The sequence below is a fragment of the Rhizobium sp. 01N424 genome (genome assembly GCF_056399485.1).
This window is the reverse complement of the sequence record NZ_JBFTRK010000013.1, coordinates 105862-125325: the sequence shown is the minus strand read 5'-3', so window position 1 is coordinate 125325 and position 19464 is coordinate 105862. Positions and strand designations below refer to the sequence as shown.

Below are 19464 nucleotides of genomic sequence, written 5' to 3'. Positions count from 1 at the left end.
CATATTTTCCGTAGTTAGAGAGGTATCGCGATTCGCATGCACCGGCAAATGGCCTCAAGCGGCAATTCATTGATATGATTTTGCTGTTCGACAGAAAGTTCCCCGTGGGGAACTTCTGGCCGGGTTTCGATCAACAGAGATCGTGACAGAGTAGTCTGTCCCAATGCGGCAAGACAGCGGTAACCTGGCCACGCGTCTTTGGCATCACGCGCCCGTCTGATAACAGCCGTGTGGCCGCGGCTGGCAAAAAGTTCCCCGCGGGGAACTTTTTGATCGGGAGGTTAGCGCCACAGTTATGACTGTCCATCGCTGAGCGCAAATTGGCTGCGGCGCTAGTACCGGCCATATCAATGACGGCGGTCCCGCGGTGGACGTTTCGCTATCGTCCTTGTAGCCGAGCCGGCGGACGGCGCAGGGCCGATGGTTTGCGTAGTTCCGGAGATTTGCATGGCAACGGGGCGGTTTCGTTAGGGCATGAGAGACGACGGTTGACAGGGGAGTGCTCCGCCAATGAGCCCCTCCCCTGCTCGGGTGCCAATTGCGCGACCCGTCAGCCTTTCGATTGCTTTGGTTCCGTCAACGTCTGTAAAGTTCCCCGCGGGGAACTTTACAGAATGGGGGCACCAGGAACGGGGTTTGCGTTGAATCTCTCTCCGAGGCCAAGGCTTGATCAAGGGCAATGTTGAGCATCGCCAACGCCGCCGCTGCCCGAGTTGATGAGACTGGTAAATTTGGTTCCTTCAGTTGATGGGCACAAAAGTTCCCCGCGGGGAACTTTCAGGATTTCGAGTGGCGTCAAAGCGCTGGATACTGCCCGAGTAGGCGGCCGGCCGAAGTGAAGCGCCGATCCGGAGAGGACCGACACCGTGGTGTCGCTTGATGTTCCGGCAGCTTCATTGATTGGCGCGGCTGCTCTCTGGAACGGTGTTCGAAAAATGCGAGGACGGACGGAGCCCAAAAGTTCCCCGCGGGGAACTTTTCCCACGCCCTTCGAACTCTGGCATTTGCAATCACGGCCATGCGATCGCGGGCAGCGAATGGATTGCACCGCTACCTCCGCGCGGTTCACTGGCAGCCTAAGCCGGACAGTGCGGACAAAGCGTCCAGTTGGAGAATTCGGTAGGCGGGTTTTCTGCTTGGAGCGATACGGCCTCAAGGCAGGCCGTAAGCTGCAGCATCGATGGGTTCGGCGGCCACGTTAAAAAGTTCCCCGCGGGGAACTTTTGTAACCCTTCCGGCCAAGGGCAATCCCAATCGCGATCAGAGTAACCGTGCGGCCAGTCCGGTCTTGCGGCGTGCATCATTATAGTAGCTGCCTGCCTGCTGCATCGAACGGTGACGGGACTGGTCCATCGCCTCGAGAAGAGAGACATTGCGCAGCGCAGCCTCCGTGAGGAAGCCCGATCGCAGGCCGTGAGCTGAATAGTCGCTGGGTTCCAAACCGGCGCTCTCGGCCCGCTGCTTGACGATGGCATTGATCGATTGCGCATCGATCGCTCGCCGCGAGATGTTGCCCCATTGGTCGATTGCGCGGAAGACGCTGCCCTTCTGAATTTTGGCTGCCGCCAACCAGGCATCCAGCGCATCGACTGGCGCTCCGGTGAGAAAGACGATCTCTTCGCGGCTGCCGTCGCTTGTCTTGGTGCGGCCAAGATCGATCGAGATCGACGGGAGCTTGGTCCCGTCTTCGAGCTCGACGGGATCCAGCCTGGCAATCTGGTCATAGCGCAATGAAGCGATCTCGCTACGCCGGCGGCCACCCGATCCGAAGGCAACCATGAGCACGGCGCGGTCACGAAGGTCGCGCAGACTTCCGCCGGCACAGGTGGCGATCAGGCGGGCGACAACATCGCCCGTCAACGCCTTCCTGCTTTTACGCTGACGCGGCCGTCCGGCGGCACGCACTGCAAGCCGGATTGCCGACTTGAGGGCAGGGGAGGCGAAGGCGCCCTCAAGGCCTCGCCACTTCGTCAGCGTCGACCACTGCGCCAGACGGCGCCGAACGGTCGAGGGCGAGTGTGGGCCTGTCACGCGCAGGAAGCCTCCGTCACGCAAATTCAATTCGACATCTGCAGGCATGCCGTGGTTGGGATCTGACTCGCGCTTCTCCGGCAACCAAAGATGATGGGCAACGAACTTGAGAAGCAGCGCTTCGGGTGCCGGCCAAGGCAGGGCGCTTCCCGTCGCAGCCAGCGCCCATGCCTGCAGATAGGATAGATCCGATGTGAGAGCCCGCAGGGAATTCGCGCCCATGCCCTCATTGACCAGATGACGAAGGGTTTCGACGTCCTGGTCGGTCAGCAGCTCTGCTAGCTCATCCCGTCGCTCGATCGGCAGGACCGCGGCAATGGTATCGAGTTCTCTGACGCGTCGATCAACAGAGGTCATCTCGGCAATCCGTGTTCGTCGTAAAGCTCGTCGTGGCTCGAGGTGCTGCCGGCCGGGACCGTCTTTAGGCCCTCGGTTGCCAGGGCCAAGACGTCATCCATAGTTCCTTCGCTTTTCGGAATCGCGGTCAGCTCCGCGATCGGTATGCAGTCGCGGCAGATCACGAACTCCTCGCCACACAGCACACGGTCAATCAGTTCGTCAAACCGTTCGCCGGCCTCGGTGACATCAAGCAGAATAGGCATTCATCTTTCCTCCGCCCCAACCTCGGTGTAAATCTCGCAAAGAGCACGGGACTGTCGGCCAACCAATGGTTCGAGTTGTCGGGACCGTCGGCGCCCGAGTTGCAAAACTTCCGTAAACTCCGTATATTCCGTAAAAAGGAGTTTTGCGATGACTTCCACAGTTACGGCGGCCGCGGTCTCGAAGAACTTCGGCGCCTATCAGGACGCCGCCATCCGTGACCCGGTGATCATCACCAAAAATGGACGCCCTAAAACGGTGCTGATCGCCTACGAAGATTACCTGCGGCTGACGAAACGCGAGCGGCGCGTCGAACTGACCTCCGCCATCGGCGACGACGAGCTTGCTGCGATCGAAGCGTCCGAGATGGATGAAGCGCTCGATCATCTCAATGCCGAATACCTGACGGGCAAGCATGCTGCCGACTGAACCCAAAGTCGGCTGGCTTTTTCGCTATTCGTACCTCTGGCATTGGCAGTTTCTCGAAGGTCGCGAAGAGGGGGACAAGGACCGCCCGGCGCTTGTATTGGCGATCGTTGCCCATCTTGACGACGGCACACCGGCCGTGCGGGTACTGCCGATTACCCATACCCCACCGTCCAACCCTGCGGACGCAATTGAAATCCCGCCGGCAAGCAAACAGCGCCTGGGCCTCGATGACGACCGCTCCTGGATTGTCTTGACCGAGAGCAACCGGTTTGTTTGGCCGGGACCGGATATCCGACCGCTCGATACTGAAACGGGCTACTACGGGCCCATTGCCTCCTGCGCTGTTTGCCGAGGTCAAACGACGGTTTGTCGAGTTGGCCCGCGCCCAACGCCACCAGGCGGCGGCGCGTAGCGAATAGCTGGTTCAGCTTCAATGTTCGATCCTCGCAGGCTGCCGAGAGGGACGCTGCGCGCGTCTCTCCGCCGGAGCGATGTTCAGCGATTTGCGTCTCGAAAGCAATCACCATCGATAAGAGGTACTTATCGATGGTTAGACCTTCAACGCATAGAACCATATAGTGACAGACACTAACTATTCACTGGTGTCCGTTTAGAAAATCATTTACCATGATTTCAATGTCTTACGATCTCGACAAATTGCCCATCCAGACCCTGCTGCGGCCGATTTCGGACGCAGCCTCCGCGTTGACCCGCCTCGATGAGCGCATCGCCCGCTCGCCGGTCGGCGCCGGCTGGATTGAACGATCCCATTTTGCCGATGCCTGCGCCTCGCTGTGGATCGACGGCGAACTCGTCCATCTCGAGGACCTCGTCCTGCATGACGCCACCCGCGATATCCGCACCCCCACCCACGAACTCACCATCGCCCGTGACGTTTTGAAAACCCGCCGGCGTATGGCGGCGCAGCCGCCCGGCTGGGCGCTGTCCGCCGATGGCCTCCGCAGCTTGCGCGGTCAGGTATCGACGGTGGTGTCGGAAGGCATCGCTATGAGCAGCGAGAACGCGCAAGCTTTCGACGAGGTCGCCGGAGGAGGGGAGGGGCAGGACGGCGACGATGGCGCCAGCACACTCGACGATGAGTTCGCCGCCATCGATGCGGTGCTCGCCCGATCGGATGCCGCCATCGAACGGGCGAGGCAGCCTGGCCCCGCCACAGGCGCTCGGGCCCGGGAAAAGGATCCGCTTCTTTACGATCTCGACTGGGATGAGGACGAGCGGCTGGAGGAATGGAGCGGCGTGGTGCGGCAAGCTGAAAACTTGCCGCCCGTGCTGCAGGCCATCGTCGCTGTCGATGCCTGGAACGAGATTTCGGTGCTGCAGCATGCGCCCTGGCTTGGCCGGCTTCTAGCAGCTTCGACCCTGCGGCAGGCAGGGCTGACGACGGCGGCGCATTTGGCCGCATTCAATCTTGGCCTCAAAACTGTGCCCGTCGATCGCCGCCGGCGTCGCGACCGGGAGGCCCGGCTCCTCGCTATTGCGCATGGTTTGATGGCGGCGGGCGAACTCGGGCTGAAGGAACATGATCGCCTGGTGCTGGCGCGAAAAATGATGGAACGGAAGTTGGCGGGAAGACGAACGTCTTCAAAACTGCCAGAGCTGATCGAGCTGGTGATCTCTCGGCCGCTGGTGTCGGCCGGTATGATTGCGAAGGAACTTGGCGTCACGCCGCGGGCGGCGCTGCGGATCGTCGAGGAGTTGGGCTTGCGGGAGATGACGGGGAGGGGGAGGTTTCGGGCATGGGGGATCGTCTGATCCGGTGAGATACGGTTATGACAAAGCGACAGAGCCCAGGTTAGTGTCTTTCATGACCAGTAGGCTCGAGTGCCTACGACTTCGGGCTCCGGGAGCACATCTCCCGTCTGCATCAGACATCAGACGGATTGGGGTCTACTATGTTTGCAGCAAGATAGTCGATCATTTCGGACGACTGTGTGCCTTTGCGGAAACGCTTCTGCTCCTCGAAATCAAGGGACGGTAGCATATTCGTCATTTGGCCGACCTTGTAGAGTTGCTCGACATCATCGGGGTTTAGTCCGCCAGCATTCAATCCAGACTTGTTGCTTGCCATCTCTATTGCTGCGCCGACCATCACGTCGGCAATCTGCACAGCATGGCTTGCTTTCGAGTCCACCTGAGTGACTTCCCGGAGCTTTAGAGGGAATTTCATTGTGGAGATTTCCGTTGGTCGGAACTCGATATCACGGTCGTGGTCGATGAAACGCCGGATCAGAGGATGATATGTCAGCAGGTTCTTGGATTGATCGTGCTCAATGCGATAGGGCCCGGCCGTCATCATTTCGAGCCGCGTGATCATGGAATGAAGAACAACCATCGCTGCGTCTGTGTTGACATCTGGATTAGCGATCGCATCCCAACATTCTGGAGATGCATATTTGGCGAGCGGACCTAGAAGCTCGGGGTATTCCTGCCAGCGCAAATTCCGGACAGCAGAGATCAACCGGATCCTAGCTGCGGGACTTTTCGCCTTCACGGCCAGCTGGAATGCTAGCAACAATTCATCGAATTCGGCTTCACCGAGTAGCGTAGGCCCTGTGAGGTAAAGAAGTGATGCTGCAGCATAGTTTCCGCCATCGGCGTAAAGGTCAAATCCTCGCTCATAGTAATACGGCTCAACGCCGTAATCGACGAAGAACAAGGTCAGAAGGTAGCGCTTGTCCACGATCGATGTTGTGCAGTCGAAGTGTGCATGGATGTCACGCAGGAGGCCGAGCAAACGCGGATGATTTGCGGGCCTTCGAGAAAGAGCTCGATACTTAAGCTCTGAGGCTTGCAGCGTTGGAAAATGCTCCCTTATGAGTCTTTCAGCTTCATCATTATCAATGGCAACTGCAGACGCGCCTTGAAAGCGCTGATCGGCGTTGAGCAAATCAAACCCCGTATAGCCGCCCTCATCGATGCGAAAACACTTCATTCCTAAGCCCTATACGATGATCCGGCTACCTTTTCGCCCGATATCCGGTTTGAACAGGATGTCGAAGGACAGAGGTTAGCTTCCTCTCTATCTCCTAAGTTCCTCGTTTGCCGAGACAATCGGTAGCCACGCGACAGTTGAGGAATGGGGTTGTGGGCTTTGATCTCATCAATAGGCTCACCACGAACCAGCGAGAGGGTTGCCAACCAAGGGTACTGGTTTGAGGTTCCCTTTCTGGTCTCCCACGGAAATCGAGGGAAGCATCTGCTTGGGAGATCGACGAAACCACTTCACCGCGATGCTGGCGAGGTCACCGATCATCGGCAGATTCTGCCAATCCGCGAACCGGTCGGCTGTCGCTTCAGGCTCGGATTGGTAAAAGAAGGAGCCCGAATGGCTGAGATCATTGATCGACGACGCCATTGCCGAAATGGGTCGTTGGAACATTTTTGACGGCACGCCAAGCGGACTGGCCGTCTCTGAAAAAGCAGGGGCCATGAAATCGATCGCCCAGCCGTCGGCCTCGATCCAGCAATGGAAGCTTTCACCGGCGCCGGTGACATAACCGTCCTCGCGGTGATCAGCAAAAAGGAGCATCGATCCACCAAGATTGTAGGCGGCGAGACCGCCTTTGGGCACCGCTTTGATCTTGTAGTGGTGCTCGAGGATAAAGGCGCCGAAGGTGCTGAAGTACATACAGGCATATGCGGGATTGCCGCCTTCGTTGACAACGAGGCTGTTAATGACCCGGTAGATCCTGTGATAGTCCGTTTGTTTGATAAGCATGGTAAGGGGGCTTTCAGCGCTCGTTTGGGCTAGGCGTTAGGTCTTCAGGGGCGAGTTTCCAGCTGCCTACGTCGCCACGGCAATCACCGGGTCCCCGACGTCGCGACCGGCCGCTGACAGTCTCGGGAACAGCCAGGCTATGACTGCAGGATCGAGCAAGCCCTGTGCGAACATCGACTCCCAGTTGTTGAGAGAACCCTGAGCATAGTCACGCGCCGCTCGATGCTCGCAGATAGCCGCGATCAATTCAGCTTGGTTCGCAGGAATGAAGTCCAGGGACCCGACGATTTTTCGCGGCGCGCGCACGAACTTGACCCACTGGTTTCTCAGCCAGTTTAGCGCGCCGGTCCGCTTGATCACATTATCCAGGTGGTATTCGATCGCGGGCCTGTCCGGGTGGGTTAGGGCGACCAGGATTTCGAGGTCTACGATCACGGTTGCATCCATGCCGGAAAACTTCGCAGCGTAAAGACGTTCGTCCATGCACGCGTCATAGTATGGATGGAGGATGCGCGCTCCCATGGCATTGCCCTTATAGTTCTGGCCACGCTTCAGGTTGCAATCACATGCCGGGACCAGATTCTTGGAGAAGACCGCAAATGCCGGATGATCTTCCTTTGGCAGAACGTGGTCCAGCGTGTGAGCATGCAAGGAGCCACACATCGAACATGGTAGTGCAAGATTGTCCTCGCGGATGTCATCGATAACGCGGTGGCTGGTGGGCAAATCTTTGTAGTGTTTGCGCAGCCATTTATCCAATGGATCCGGGATCGGGACATGCACGACCGCCTGTGCGTTCCCCGAGACGCTGTCATACTGCACATAGCCGGCCTTTAGGGCTTGCCGGAATGCCTGTAGGCCCGGATAACTTCCAAGCCTGTGGTTGTCGACGAGTGCGTCGACGCCTGCGATGTCATCGAAAATCGGAAAAGGGAGTTTGCGCATCAGCCGGAAATCTTTGCCCGAAGTTCGTTCAGGAATTCCAGGGACAACTCATTGCTATATTTTTCGAGGACCTCATCCCAGGTCATCCCCGATGACTGGATGTTTCTCTCCAACTCCTGCGCGAGATACGAGGGCTCGTCTTCTCCAAAAACGAAGTAGGAAATTTCTCCGACGTCTGCACCGAACGTCGCCAGGCGCGGTCTCTGGACTTCGATGCGTCTGTCGGCGTCAGCCCTCAGGATCGAGATCTGCTCCCTGAAAACCTCTCGTAGAAAATAGGCAGAGTGCGTGGCGATGATGGCTGCGGACCCGGTCTGGGCCAGAAGGCTGTCCAGGATCGAAACGAAGCGCGCTATGAAGTTCGGGTGCAGATGGGTCTCGGGCTCGTCGAAGAGAAGAAGCGAGCTATTGTCGATTTCCAAGCTAACATAGGCCGCAAACTTGAGGAACGAGATTTCCCCGCTACTCAGGCGAAGCGCATTGCCATCTGAGAGACGGACCGGATCGCGCCGGGTGTTCAGCGATGCAAACCGTCGGAGTTTTTCCTGTTCGCCGCCTCGGTTCAATGAGCGCAATGGAATGATGCCGTCGTTCGTCCAGACACAGATGGATTTCGGGTCCCCCAGCGCTTCGAGTGCATTGAGGAAAATCTGCCATCGGCTGCGATCCTTGATCGCCTGGTTCGACCGGGCGACGCTGACGATCGCGCTGATCAGACCGCCGGCTTTTCGAGTCGGGGTGGATCGCGCCAGGGCATAACGTGAATAGCGAACATATTGCCGGCGTCGCGCCGTGCCCGGGAAGATAGAGAGCGCCTCTTTCGTTGGGGCAAATGCCAGCATTCGATTGAACTGAGCCCGCTCCCCCGTTTGTGGATCAATCAGGCCGCCGCCTTTTATGGCCTGCTTCGCGATAGTGCTAAGCGCCTGACTTTTCCCAACACCATTCTTCCCGATGATGACCGCCATCCGCTTTGGCAAGAAGCCGGTATGGTCGAAGTTGAATCTGAGCTCGTGCTTGTTTTCAAAAGCCGTCAGTTTGAACGACACGGCGATAGTCGGCGACATTCGACCAATTTCTTCATGGCCGAGACCTCGCAGGATCGGTCCTGCGTTCTTGTAGGCAAAAAAAGCTTCGGCGGTTCGCGTCAAGGAATACTGGAATACCGCAGTGTTCGGTGCGTCGCGGACAATCGGAGAGTTTGCGGAAAACTCACCCAGAGCGACGAGATCGCAAGTCTTCAGCAGGACTTCGCGGGCTCCAGCGACGTCTGCGTCGGCAACGAGCCGGCGATAGGCATCGAGGTCGGGTAGTAACGTAAAGAATTTCGGGAGGTCATCCTCGGGGACTACCGCTTTGTCCCGAGCCGCACTCTTGATGAGATCAGCACCATTCACCTCCTCATTGGAGCTTTGGAGAAAGCCGATCATGCCGGAAAATTCGGCTATCAGGCGAGCAGAGTCCCGGCGAACGAACACATTGATCCGCGTCTTGAAGCGGAAATCGTCGAAACTGTCTCCTGACGGGGTGATGAGGATAGTATTGTTCTCAATCGATCGGGCGTCGGAGGGCGTCCGTGAAGAGAAAAAGAGTTTGAACTGTTCTGTCGGAGTGTCCGAAGGCGAGACCGTCATATGATTTCCACGTCATTGTCGCGGAATCCACTGATTGCTCGCGTGGCATACATGATACGTATTTTGGCCATGCAAGCAAACTGGACTCGCCCGATGGTAGCACCATTGTGCACAGGGCTCGGGGCATCGAACGGCGGCGCTGAGCAGCTACGGTAGCTTCGCCAGATGTTATGAGTTCGCGCCGTTTGGAGACTTGATCTCGGGAGACTAGAGAATGCAGTTTGAAAAGGCCGTGGCGCGCTCATTTTCCGTCGTCGACCGAGCTTTGCGTCGCTCATTCCCGACCGACTATCACAAGCGATGCATGTATGCGGCATTTGGGATGCGGACGCTGCTGTCAGATTATGGGCACGAAGCTTCAATCCAGGGCGGCGACGCAGTCACCTTTATGGTGTCTAGATCTGGCCAACAAGCAGGCATGCAAGGTTTCGCAAATGCGGCTGAAGGGCACGCGCATTACTGGGTCGTTGCGGCTGGACGGCTGATTGATATCGGTCCGCACTATTTGCCGCAGGATTCGAGTTTTCCCGCAGCTGCCGTCCCGTTAATCTGCTGGGATCTTTCCGGGGATCTGCCTCCGTTTCTAAGATATCGAGTCCTTGAGGATTTCGGCCCTCTTACCGCGTTGGTTACAACCGAGGAGATCCATGAACGGATGGAAACGTTCATCGGGCAGTGTCGTAGCAAAGTTAGAAACCTCGTTGGCCAGCCCAAATTGCCGACGTGGTTGCTGACATGCCGAGAGGCGGTTGAACAAAGGGCTGCCCAGAATGACGTCTGGGCGAAAGCGGCGCTCCGCTCCGCCTCTATGCCCGGAATTGAGAAGAGCTTACCGTTCTAGATAGATCTACCGAAGTGACCACAATTTTCGGTGGTCAATCGGGAGCGATCTCTTTTCAAAAAGTTGCAAACAAGGAATCAATACTGGGAGTGAGTCGTGGGGGCATTCAGTGTTCATCTCAGAAATCTTTGCGCAGGGGTTTCGATGCTTCGAGCCCGCTTCGCCATTGCAGCTGAAACTCACGCCTGGCCTCAACATTCTTGTCGGTCCCAACGACGCTGGGAAAAGTGCTATCATCGATGCGGTCCGATACGCTCTCTGGACACGTGGAGATGACTATCTTCGGCCCGATGAGTTGGACTTCCACGTCGATGCCGCAGACGTCCGAGCCTCAGAATTTACAATCACCTGCACGTTCGATGCGCTAACGCCGGACGAGGAATCTCGGTTCCTGGAGTGGTGCACGAATGAGAGGGGAAAACTGCGTCTGCATATCTGTATCCGCAGCACACGACGCCTTTCGCCAGGCGGGGGAAGCATCATCACGACGCAACATCGAGCCGGAAAAGATGGCGAAGGCCTGCCGATCGACGGAGAGCTGCGTGAATATCTCAAGGCAACATACCTGAAACCTCTTCGGGATGCCGAGCGGGAAATGAGGGCCGGTCGTCGGTCCCGCCTTTCCCGCATCCTAGGCGCCATGCCGGAGATGGGACCCGAAGGCAAACCTGGCGCTGCGGGTGGAAAATTGACGTTGCTCGATACGCTCAAAGCCGCTGATAAGGATGTGCGCGACAATGCGGCTGTCCGCGGCATAGCGAGTAATGTTAACACTGACTTCCTCGACAAGCTTTCGTTTGCCGATGATCCCCTTGTCGCTACTCTGGACCTTGGCGCGCATGGCTCATTCGACCAGGTGCTTGAGCGCTTCGAACTTTATCTCAATGCCAAAGCCGGCGGGGGACGAGTGCAGCGCGGACTTGGCTACAACAATCTTCTCTTTATGGCTGCCGAATTACTGCTTCTGCAGTCGCATCCTGATCAAATCCCGTTCTTGCTCATCGAGGAACCAGAGGCGCATCTCCACCCACAGCACCAGACGCTCTTCATGGAAGTCCTTTCAGCTCGCACGGCGGTTGGTGCTGGCGAGGCGCAGAAGCAGGTTCAGGTTCTGTTGACAACACATAGTCCGCAGTTGGCAGCGGGCGCAGATCTTGGGACCATGACCATTATGGTCGGCCATCAAGCTTTCCCCCTGGCTGCCGCCCACACTCGTCTCGATATCAGTGATTACGAGTTCCTCCGGCGTTTTCTCGATGCGACCAAAGCCAATCTCTTTTTTGCTCGCGCGCTAATCGTCGTTGAAGGAGATGGTGAGAACCTCCTCTTGCCAGCGCTAGCAGAAAAACTGGGGCGTCCGCTCAGCCGCTATGGCGTCTCGATCGTCAACGTCGGTCATAGGGGACTTTTCCGGTACAGTCGTATTCTTCAGCGCAAGACCGGGCCAGCCATGGGAATCCCGGTCGCGTTGATACCTGACCGTGATATTCCGCCAAAAGAGGCCAAAGCGTTGGTCGGCGAACGGAAGACCGAAAACGAGCTGGACGCAGATGCAATCTCGGCACGCATGAAAACGCTACGCCGCGATGTTGGCGACCCGGTTGACGCTTTCATTGCAGACTGCTGGACCCTTGAGTTCGATTTGGCATTGCAACCGCTTCTGGCTGAAAGCGTCTATCAGGCCGTCCTGCTTGCGAAGTCTACGTCGCGTCGGCCTGAATGGCGGAAGAGGATTGTTGAGACCGCGAGTGAGCAGCTTCAGCAGTGGAAAGACGATGGTTTCTCGGATTTGGAAATCGCGGTAAAAATCTACGATCCTGTATTCAACGGCAATGCATCAAAAGCTGAGGTCGCCGAAGAACTGGCGGCCATCATTCGGGCCCGACCGGAAACACCAGCCGAAATGCGTGACCGGCTGCCCCCATATCTCGTCCGTGCCATCGATTTCGTTACCCAACCGTATGAGGTTGGAAAGCCGCCATTTGCGGACGTCGCCGAGGAGGATGACCTGCCCGAAGTTGATCCAGTCGCGGAGACCTTGTAGCCGTGCTGGAAATCGTGCCAATTACCCCCGAACTTCTTGCCGAGCTTGGCGCCGAGCTCGGTGGCTGCGACTTCACGGACAAGAGTCGTTCGGATTTTCTTGCGAGCATGGCCTCCTGTGACGTGCAGGCGGCACCCGGCAATGGGAAAACCACGCTGCTGGCGGCGAAGCTAGCTCTCCTCTCGCGAAGTTGGGACAGCCGAAGCCAAGGCGTGTGCATTATTTCTCATACTAATGCCGCACGCACGGAAGTCGAGCAGCAGATCTCGCGCCACCCGACAGCTTCGCAATTTATGGCGTATCCTCATTTCACAGGAACCGTGACGGCATTGGTCAACCAGTTCCTGGCGTTACCTTATTTGCATGGTCTTGGCTGGCCGATCCGGCGCATTGATGATGATGTCTTTGCTGCGGAAGCGGCTCGAGCACTTCCTCACTATTGGGAGTTAAAGGCGCAAGCAAAAAAAGCCCCGACGATGGTAGACTCATGGATCAGGGGCTTAGATCTAGATGTGGATTTCGTGGCCGGTTCGGAATTGCCTGAGTCGCTGGCTGTCCATCGCAGAAAAGGGCAACACGGCGCCGACACAGACTGCGGAAAAGCGCTTGCAAGGCTCAAAGCATCCATGGTGAAGAAAGGCCTTTATCGATACGCCGATATGACTGCCCTCGCATTGCGTGCTCTTAAAGAGAACCCGAAAATTGCAGAGCGGCTGCGCTCCCGCTTCCCTCTTGTCATTCTGGATGAAGCACAAGACACGAACGGCAAGCAATTGAAGCTTTTGGAGCACTTGTTCGCCGACGGAGGCACGGCGTTTCAGCGTCTCGGCGATGGCAATCAGACCCTATACCAAGACGATGCCCCTGTGCCATCCTACTGGAGACCAGGTCCCCAGTGTATTCCTCTTGACGAGAGTCGCCGGTTCGGGCAGCCGATAGCCGACTTTGCGAGCCGGTTGACCACCAAGCTTCCGCAGAAAATTCAGAGCGTTGACGATAAGCGTACGCTGATGGTTGTCATTGTCTTCGACGAAAAAACGATTGGCGGGGTGCTGTCCGCCTTCGCAGACGAAGCCAGGGCTCATTGGCCCGAGACCTTTTCGGAGAAAGAGATCTGGGCGGTAGCGTCACGGCATAATGTCACCGGGAAGGTCAAGGGACCCTGGCACCCAAAGAGCCTCGTTGATTATTATCCCCCTTATCGCAGTGAAGCCGGGACGGCTAAAGAGGCAAATCTGCTTTGCAGACAGCTTCAGAAAGCGGCACTCCTTCACGCGGCTGCTCGTCCACCGTTCGAAGTTATGGATATTTTTTGTGGTGCTATCGCCGAGCTTTCGCGGCTTCGCGGTTGGACCGGTTCAAACGGGGGGCCGATCACGGCAAGAAACCTTTGGGTGACCCTTGGTCGGCGCGAAGGCGAACTCCCTCGAAAAATAAGATTGCTTCTTCACAAGCACATATTGGTTGGCAGCGCTGCTTGGGAGGAGGTCGCTTGGAAGCAATTCTGCGGAACGTTGGTTGCCATGTTTGACTCAGGCGATGGACAGGCTGTTCCGGGGGAGGTGTCCGACTATTGTGGTTTCGTCGGGGGTAAAGAGGCGGATGCGGTGGAGCCCGCTAGGCAGGCAACGAAGCAGGTCACAATATCGCAAGCAACCATCCGTCTCGGCTCTATCCATTCGGTTAAAGGGAAGACGGTCGACGGTATCTTGGTCATGGAAAGCGAGGTCTGGAAAGGGCACGCAAAAGGCCAATCATGCCTCGATCTGGCAACCGTCTTGCCGACAGCGTTCGGAGTTGAAGGAGCCGCGCCATTATCCGAAATAGGGTTGGCCGCGGCCACGAATGTCTTCGTCGCGGTGACACGACCTCGGGAACTCTTGTGCCTTGCGCTAAGGAAGTCGGAGTTCGTTGCGCTTGCGGAGATCGCACAAAAACAAGGATGGAAGGTCGTAGACCTCGCAAAGGGTGACTAATATCGTAATCGTAACGAGCGATGACGATCGGCCTTTTGGATACCGGGATCGGGATAAATGAGTGCATTATCAGGACTGGCCTCGTCGCAGGAATGGTTGAAGCAGTTCAAGGCAGAGGATCGCGATGTTGCGCGAATGGTGCTCGACGAGGTTCAACTTGTTTCCTCGCGGAAGTTCAGTGATGGAATTATCGAGCTCATTGATGAGATTGCAGCAGAGAGACCGGACAAGGATCGGAAAATCGCGCTTTACTCGGAAAGGCCGATGAAACTAGCGTGGGGAGATGTTCCTGCATTCTTCCCTAACTCTCGGCACGGTCGAGCTGAGGGTCCGGGCGTCCCCCCGATTGTCGTCAATCCGAAAGACCAGGAGGTTGGCAGCGAAGGCATAGTCGCACAGCTGATAACGGCTTACTGCCGCGCGAATCCACGGGTTGCATTGTCGCACCCTGGACCAACTAAGCTGCGAAAGGATCGAGTGAGCCACATTGTGCTGGTAACCGATCTTATAGGTTCGGGCGATCGCATTTATAGGATGCTCGAATCATTTGGGCATGTGGCGACCCTTCGGAGCTGGCAATCGTACGGACTGATCAAGTTTATCGTCGTCGCTTATGCCTCAACGGACACCGGTCTGCGGCGCCTTCAGACTATGCCTCTGCCTCACGAGGTTCGGTCGGTGGTGAGTTCCGCGACCCTTTACACAGCCTTCAGAGGGGCGAGACGCGAGCTAGCTTACAGCCTCTGTCGAAAATATCCGCCCGCAAGGCGCGGCGATCCCTTTGGATGGAAAGGTGGTGGAGCTCTTATTTCGTTCTCTCATGGTTGCCCCAATAACGCACCCGCTATCCTGTGGACCAGAGCGAACTCATGGAAACCAATATTTCCAGGTCGTACTGTTCTGGCCGCGCAAGAAGCTTTCGCTATTGATGACGATGATTTGCTGAGGGAGCGAGCGGAGCGCATACTCAAAGCTACGACCGCGCGAGAACGATTAGATGCCCCAGACGGTCGGCTTTGGCTTTCCACCATGGCGATTTTGGCGGCGAGCGAAGATGGAGCGCGCGGTGCGAGGGAAGTCTCCGCGAGGTTGGGGATACCGCTTCGCGAAGCGGGCTCGCAACTAACGCTCTGTCGGACAGCCGGTTGGATCGCGGGTAAAGGGCGACTTACCGTTTTAGGCCGGCTGGAGCTTAAGCGATTGAGAAGGCGGTTACGTCCTAGAACAGTATTCCCCTCGGATACGAATCCATTCTACTATCCGAGTCAGCTGAGGGCTCCATGACAGCGATTAGGAATGCGCCGCGGAAGCGGCGATGGGCACCACGGGTGTCCAGAGCACCGGATTCTCGATGCTCGCTTCACGTAGCTTGTTTTTCATGCTGCGCACTGGCACGAGCCTTTACCGGCGGCGTCTTAGGTACGCCTCGCGCCAGTACCCACCGAATGGGGTCAAAGTAATGCAAGCATGGAGCCCTCAGCACTATCGCTACGAAGCAGAGCGTCACGGTGTTCAGGATGAGACAATTGACAATGCTATAGCCCGCATAGAGCTGATTGTAGCGAACAACGCCAATGTCACTCCTGTTCTCACTTTGCGTCATTTGAGCGCAATGTCGGGAGTCGAATATGGCTTTCTTCGCTCGGTGATCTCACGTTCGATGATGCGGAAAAAGTATCGCGTTTTTTCTTTGAGAAAAAACGTACCGGGTCGCACTCGATATCGGTTGATTTGCGTGCCGAATGAAGAGCTAAAGACCGTACAAGATTGGATTGTAAGGAATATCCTGCGCCATACGCGGTCGCATCCAGCTAGCTACGCCTACCATCCAAAGTCACGTCCGGAGTTTGCAGCGAAAGCTCACTGCGGCTGTGACTATCTTTTGAAAGTTGATATTCAGGATTTTTTCAACAGAGTAACTGAGGGCAAGATTACTCGCATATTCCGTGATCTTGGCTTTTCGGACCTTGTTTCCTTCGAGTTGGCCCGCCTTACCACCGTTACAGCGCAAGGCATGGAGCTCCCGGAGGGCCTCTCTGAACGTCGATGGCCTGCCATCCCTGCTTACCAATCAAGATATGAGGGCTTTCTCCCGCAGGGAGCTCCGACAAGCCCAATGTTGTCTAATTTGGCAATGCTCGCCTTAGACGAAAAACTTCAGGAGTTGGCAAGCTCGGAAGGCATATCCTATACTCGCTATGCCGATGATCTAACGTTCTCAGCTCGAAAGCCTCATGACTTCGAATCAATAAAGCGATTTAAGCGGAAAGTCCTTACTGAACTCAATGCCGCGGGATTTCGGCCGAACCTACGGAAGACCCATATCCGTGGCCCAGGAACGCGGAGGATTGTTTTGGGAATGCTTGTGGATGGCCAAAGACCTCGTCTTACGAAGGAGTTCAAAGACGATCTGCGCCAGCACCTCCATTATCTGACTTCAGATGATCATGGCCCGGCTACCCATGCGCAAGCCAATAAGACCTCTATAGGTGGAATGTTTCATATAGTTCGTGGAAAAATTGGATGGGCTACGCGCGTAGAGCCCGAGTATGGTAGGAAATGCCTTATCCAATTTCGAACTATCAGATGGCCTCCTATTGAACGCGCCAAGTCAGGAACAACTTCGCTCGATTTCGATATGATCGATGAACCATAGGTTTCACGCGATAAGATGATCAGCGCATTATTCGGACCGGACGGGCGAAGTGCTTTGCCTCATCCCAGGTGTCAATGATGCCGAGACTAGACCAGGATATCCGTTTCGGCTGCAACCGTCGTCTCAATGCGAGACTTCGCGGCGATTACGCCAGTGTAGAGGTCAACCTCGACTCCTGGAGCTTTCAACGTCACGACCAACGAATAGCGTGTCTTACGATTGACGATATCCTTGGCGGCTCGATTGCGCCACCAACCTACAACTGGCTTCACACACAGCAGCTCACGGCTCAACAGCTCGATTGCGGGCCCTGACCAGACGTCGCAGTGCAGGGAGCCTGCCGAAATACTGCCCGGGCCAAACATCCATCGGGCATCGTCGGCGTGAATTGGTGCCCGCGCACCATCCTCGCGCTCTGCGGCATTGACCCGCTGCTTGAAGCGTTCGGCAAGCTCGCCTCGACGCTGTAGGTCGAAGCGCAGCCCGAAGGACTGGTAGCGCTGTGGATCGACATTGGCCGAGAACCCTGGATTGGGATCCACGAAGTACGACAGCGTGACCTTGAGCTCGACTACGGCGTTCTGCAGATCCTCCAAGATCGCAGCTGGAAGCGGGAGTTGGTAATAGTGGCACTCGTTGAATTCTCGCTGACCTTTCAGACGAAACGGCTGGATAGCGGCCTGAGCGACCAGCGCCAGATGGTCCTGCGCCGAAGCCGACGCCCGGTCGAAATCAGGTACCCCATAGCCGAACCGCCTCATCAGCGGGTACCGGTCCTTCTTTCCCGCAGGACTGTTCAGCTGCTCAAGCATTGGTTCGGTCCATTCGGCGCTATGAATCACAAGCGCCCTGATGGTTTCCGGCCAATAGTTTGGGTGCTCGGCCGTGAGCTTTGCGACCATGCGCGCGGCTTGTGCGGTCGCAGCGCTAGTCGCCTGAAACGCGGTAACGGCGTTTGCGCCGGTTGTCGGCGATGTGGTTAGAAGTGATAGCGAATCTAGGCTGAGAACTTCTCGGCGAGCCGGGCTGAGTGCGCGATTACCGGCCTCCAGGACGACTTCCGGCTTAATTGGCGCGCGGGCGTGAGCCCAATTGACACTCGTGCGGCTGTAAGGGCTGAGTTCTCCGGGGCTGGCAAGGCATGACCAATCTTCGTAGCCCACGTCGGAGATCTGATTGAGATCGGTGTATCCGCCGACGGTGATGGCGTTCCAAGCCTGACTCGGATCTTCGGCCGGGTAATCGTCCTGCCGGAAAATCCGAGCGTATTCAATCTCGGCTGGGACATTGCCGGCAGAAATGACGAATAACCTTTTCGGAGCCTCGTCGTCGTCTCCATTCATCGTGCCGGCCGCGGCTTGGTCGATCGCAGCGCTCCAAGTTGATGGGCGGGCACCGGAAACATTGTCGTTAGTCACCGCCATACAGAATATTCGGCTTCTCTCGGGTGCAGCGATCTCCGCCAGCGATACCGCGGTCTGGGTGATCACGCCGTAGGAGTGGGGATCGTTCGGGTCCATATCCTGCGGCGGCAAGAGCTTTACCGATTCCAGCCGATGGTTCAGCCGTCGCTCGGACCGATCGGATAGTGCGGCCGTCAAATCCCCGTGCAGGGCCAAGCCTGCCATAGCCGTGCCGTGGCTATGATGATCATCGACGCCCCAGTCACGGTCGATTGCGTGCTGGTCGGCTGCAGCCAGGGCCGGCTCGATCAGCGAGTGGCCGCGATTGACTCCCGTATCCAAGACGCAGACGGCAGGTACCTCGTTTCCAGGCCATATGATACGTCCGGCGAGATCGTCGACCCATTCGTTTTGGCTTTCCTGGGCGTCTTCAAGGAAGAACACCGGATTGTCGCTCGCGCGTCGAAGCTCGCTGACGACCCCGGTTGCGAAGGTCATCAACTCGATCGCTGCGCGGCGCGCGAGAACGGGGATCACAACCGCCTCCGGGAAATACAGCCGGCGATCGGCGGAGGCGGCACGCAGAGAGAGCCGGCGGCAAACGTCCTCAACGGCCGCTTCATTATCGCGATGCGCCCAGATAGCCCACCACATCAGATGCTGAGGGTTGTCGGGCAGAGCACTAGGGTCGTCGGTCCAGAAGACTTCAAGGCGTGCGCGCCTGATCTCCTCGATTTTCTCTACGCGACTGGCATTTGGGGGATTACCCTTCGGGGAGAGGGGACCTGACAGATAATCATCGAGGATCTGCTGGATGGCTTCTCGCGCATTATCCGGAACATAGAGCGCCACCGTGCGCACGTTGTCGCGGTCCTTAGTCGCCCCTGGGCGTATGCCCTGCTTCTTCCATTCTAAAACGTCGGCACTGGCGCCGGCCCGCAATTCAACTTCGATGTATCCGCCTGCGGCAGGTTCCAGTCTAGGATCTGCACCCCTGAGTTCAGTAATTGCGGCGAGCGCGACATCCAGTTCGTGGCTGAGTTTGCGTCCATGCTCCGCACGGATGCGCGGGACGCTTGAACCACCGCTTCCTGTGCCGGTATAGGGGCTTGCGGTATGGAGCGCCGAAACATCAATGTGCGGAAGCGTGAATCGGCCTGCCATCG

General features: G+C 57.1%; 14 protein-coding genes and 1 pseudogene. 8 read left to right on the top strand and 7 right to left on the bottom strand.

Annotated features, from left to right (window positions below; all coding sequences use genetic code 11):
* Positions 1–1260: 1260 nt before the first annotated feature.
* Both AC1DNK_RS25760 and AC1DNK_RS25755 read right to left on the bottom strand, forming a co-directional pair.
* Positions 1261–2388, bottom strand: coding sequence for a tyrosine-type recombinase/integrase (locus tag AC1DNK_RS25760; protein ID WP_477943944.1), 1128 nt, complete (start codon positions 2386–2388; stop codon positions 1261–1263).
* A complete protein-coding gene (locus AC1DNK_RS25755; protein WP_477943943.1) occupies positions 2385–2633 on the bottom strand; it encodes a type II toxin-antitoxin system Phd/YefM family antitoxin in 249 nt (82 codons plus the stop codon). Before AC1DNK_RS25755 ends, AC1DNK_RS25760 begins: the two co-directional genes overlap by 4 nt.
* Positions 2634–2781: 148 nt before the next feature.
* Between AC1DNK_RS25755 and AC1DNK_RS25750 the strand changes: the two genes are divergently transcribed.
* The 3 genes and pseudogenes from AC1DNK_RS25750 to AC1DNK_RS25740 all read left to right on the top strand — a co-directional run bounded on the left by AC1DNK_RS25750 (position 2782) and on the right by AC1DNK_RS25740 (position 4833).
* Positions 2782–3060 (top strand): type II toxin-antitoxin system Phd/YefM family antitoxin, encoded by a 279-nt coding sequence (locus AC1DNK_RS25750; RefSeq protein WP_477943942.1) that lies wholly within the window; start codon positions 2782–2784, stop codon positions 3058–3060.
* Positions 3047–3479 (top strand): annotated as a pseudogene (locus AC1DNK_RS25745) (plasmid maintenance toxin (PemK-like)). Before AC1DNK_RS25750 ends, AC1DNK_RS25745 begins: the two are co-directional and overlap by 14 nt.
* Before the next feature lie 208 nt (positions 3480–3687).
* Positions 3688–4833 carry an RHE_PE00001 family protein gene (locus AC1DNK_RS25740; protein WP_477943941.1) on the top strand — a complete coding sequence of 382 codons (1146 nt, stop codon included), beginning with the start codon at positions 3688–3690 and terminating at the stop codon, positions 4831–4833.
* 112 nt (positions 4834–4945) lie between these two features.
* Here the strand turns inward: AC1DNK_RS25740 and AC1DNK_RS25735 are convergent, their stop codons facing one another.
* The 4 genes from AC1DNK_RS25735 to AC1DNK_RS25720 all read right to left on the bottom strand — a co-directional run bounded on the left by AC1DNK_RS25735 (position 4946) and on the right by AC1DNK_RS25720 (position 9378).
* Entirely contained in the window at positions 4946–6013 is a 1068-nt protein-coding gene (locus AC1DNK_RS25735) for a hypothetical protein (RefSeq protein ID WP_477943940.1), read from the bottom strand.
* A gap of 177 nt (positions 6014–6190) precedes the next feature.
* Positions 6191–6799, bottom strand: coding sequence for a DUF2026 family protein (locus AC1DNK_RS25730; RefSeq protein WP_112445753.1), 609 nt, complete (start codon positions 6797–6799; stop codon positions 6191–6193).
* A 66-nt stretch (positions 6800–6865) separates the two neighbouring features.
* Entirely contained in the window at positions 6866–7744 is an 879-nt protein-coding gene (locus tag AC1DNK_RS25725) for a hypothetical protein (RefSeq protein WP_112445749.1), read from the bottom strand.
* Entirely contained in the window at positions 7744–9378 is a 1635-nt protein-coding gene (locus tag AC1DNK_RS25720; protein WP_112518739.1) for an ATP-binding protein, read from the bottom strand. Before AC1DNK_RS25720 ends, AC1DNK_RS25725 begins: the two co-directional genes overlap by 1 nt.
* Before the next feature lie 214 nt (positions 9379–9592).
* Here AC1DNK_RS25720 and AC1DNK_RS25715 point away from each other — a divergent pair, with 214 nt between their 5' ends.
* The 5 genes from AC1DNK_RS25715 to AC1DNK_RS25695 all read left to right on the top strand — a co-directional run bounded on the left by AC1DNK_RS25715 (position 9593) and on the right by AC1DNK_RS25695 (position 16895).
* Positions 9593–10219, top strand: coding sequence for a hypothetical protein (locus tag AC1DNK_RS25715; RefSeq protein ID WP_112445745.1), 627 nt, complete (start codon positions 9593–9595; stop codon positions 10217–10219).
* 109 nt (positions 10220–10328) lie between these two features.
* Positions 10329–12263, top strand: a complete 1935-nt coding sequence (locus tag AC1DNK_RS25710; RefSeq protein WP_477943939.1) for an ATP-dependent nuclease — start codon at positions 10329–10331, stop codon at positions 12261–12263.
* Between the two features lie 2 nt (positions 12264–12265).
* On the top strand, positions 12266–14239 hold the full coding sequence (locus tag AC1DNK_RS25705) for a UvrD-helicase domain-containing protein (protein WP_477943938.1): 1974 nt from the start codon (positions 12266–12268) through the stop codon (positions 14237–14239).
* A gap of 57 nt (positions 14240–14296) precedes the next feature.
* Entirely contained in the window at positions 14297–15523 is a 1227-nt protein-coding gene (locus tag AC1DNK_RS25700) for a phosphoribosyltransferase-like protein (protein ID WP_112518742.1), read from the top strand.
* A 31-nt stretch (positions 15524–15554) separates the two neighbouring features.
* Entirely contained in the window at positions 15555–16895 is a 1341-nt protein-coding gene (locus AC1DNK_RS25695) for a reverse transcriptase family protein (RefSeq protein ID WP_112445737.1), read from the top strand.
* An 86-nt stretch (positions 16896–16981) separates the two neighbouring features.
* On the opposite strand, the gene AC1DNK_RS25690 is transcribed toward AC1DNK_RS25695, so the two are convergent.
* On the bottom strand, positions 16982–19462 hold the full coding sequence (locus AC1DNK_RS25690; protein ID WP_112445735.1) for a S8 family peptidase: 2481 nt from the start codon (positions 19460–19462) through the stop codon (positions 16982–16984).
* Positions 19463–19464 lie beyond the last annotated feature (2 nt).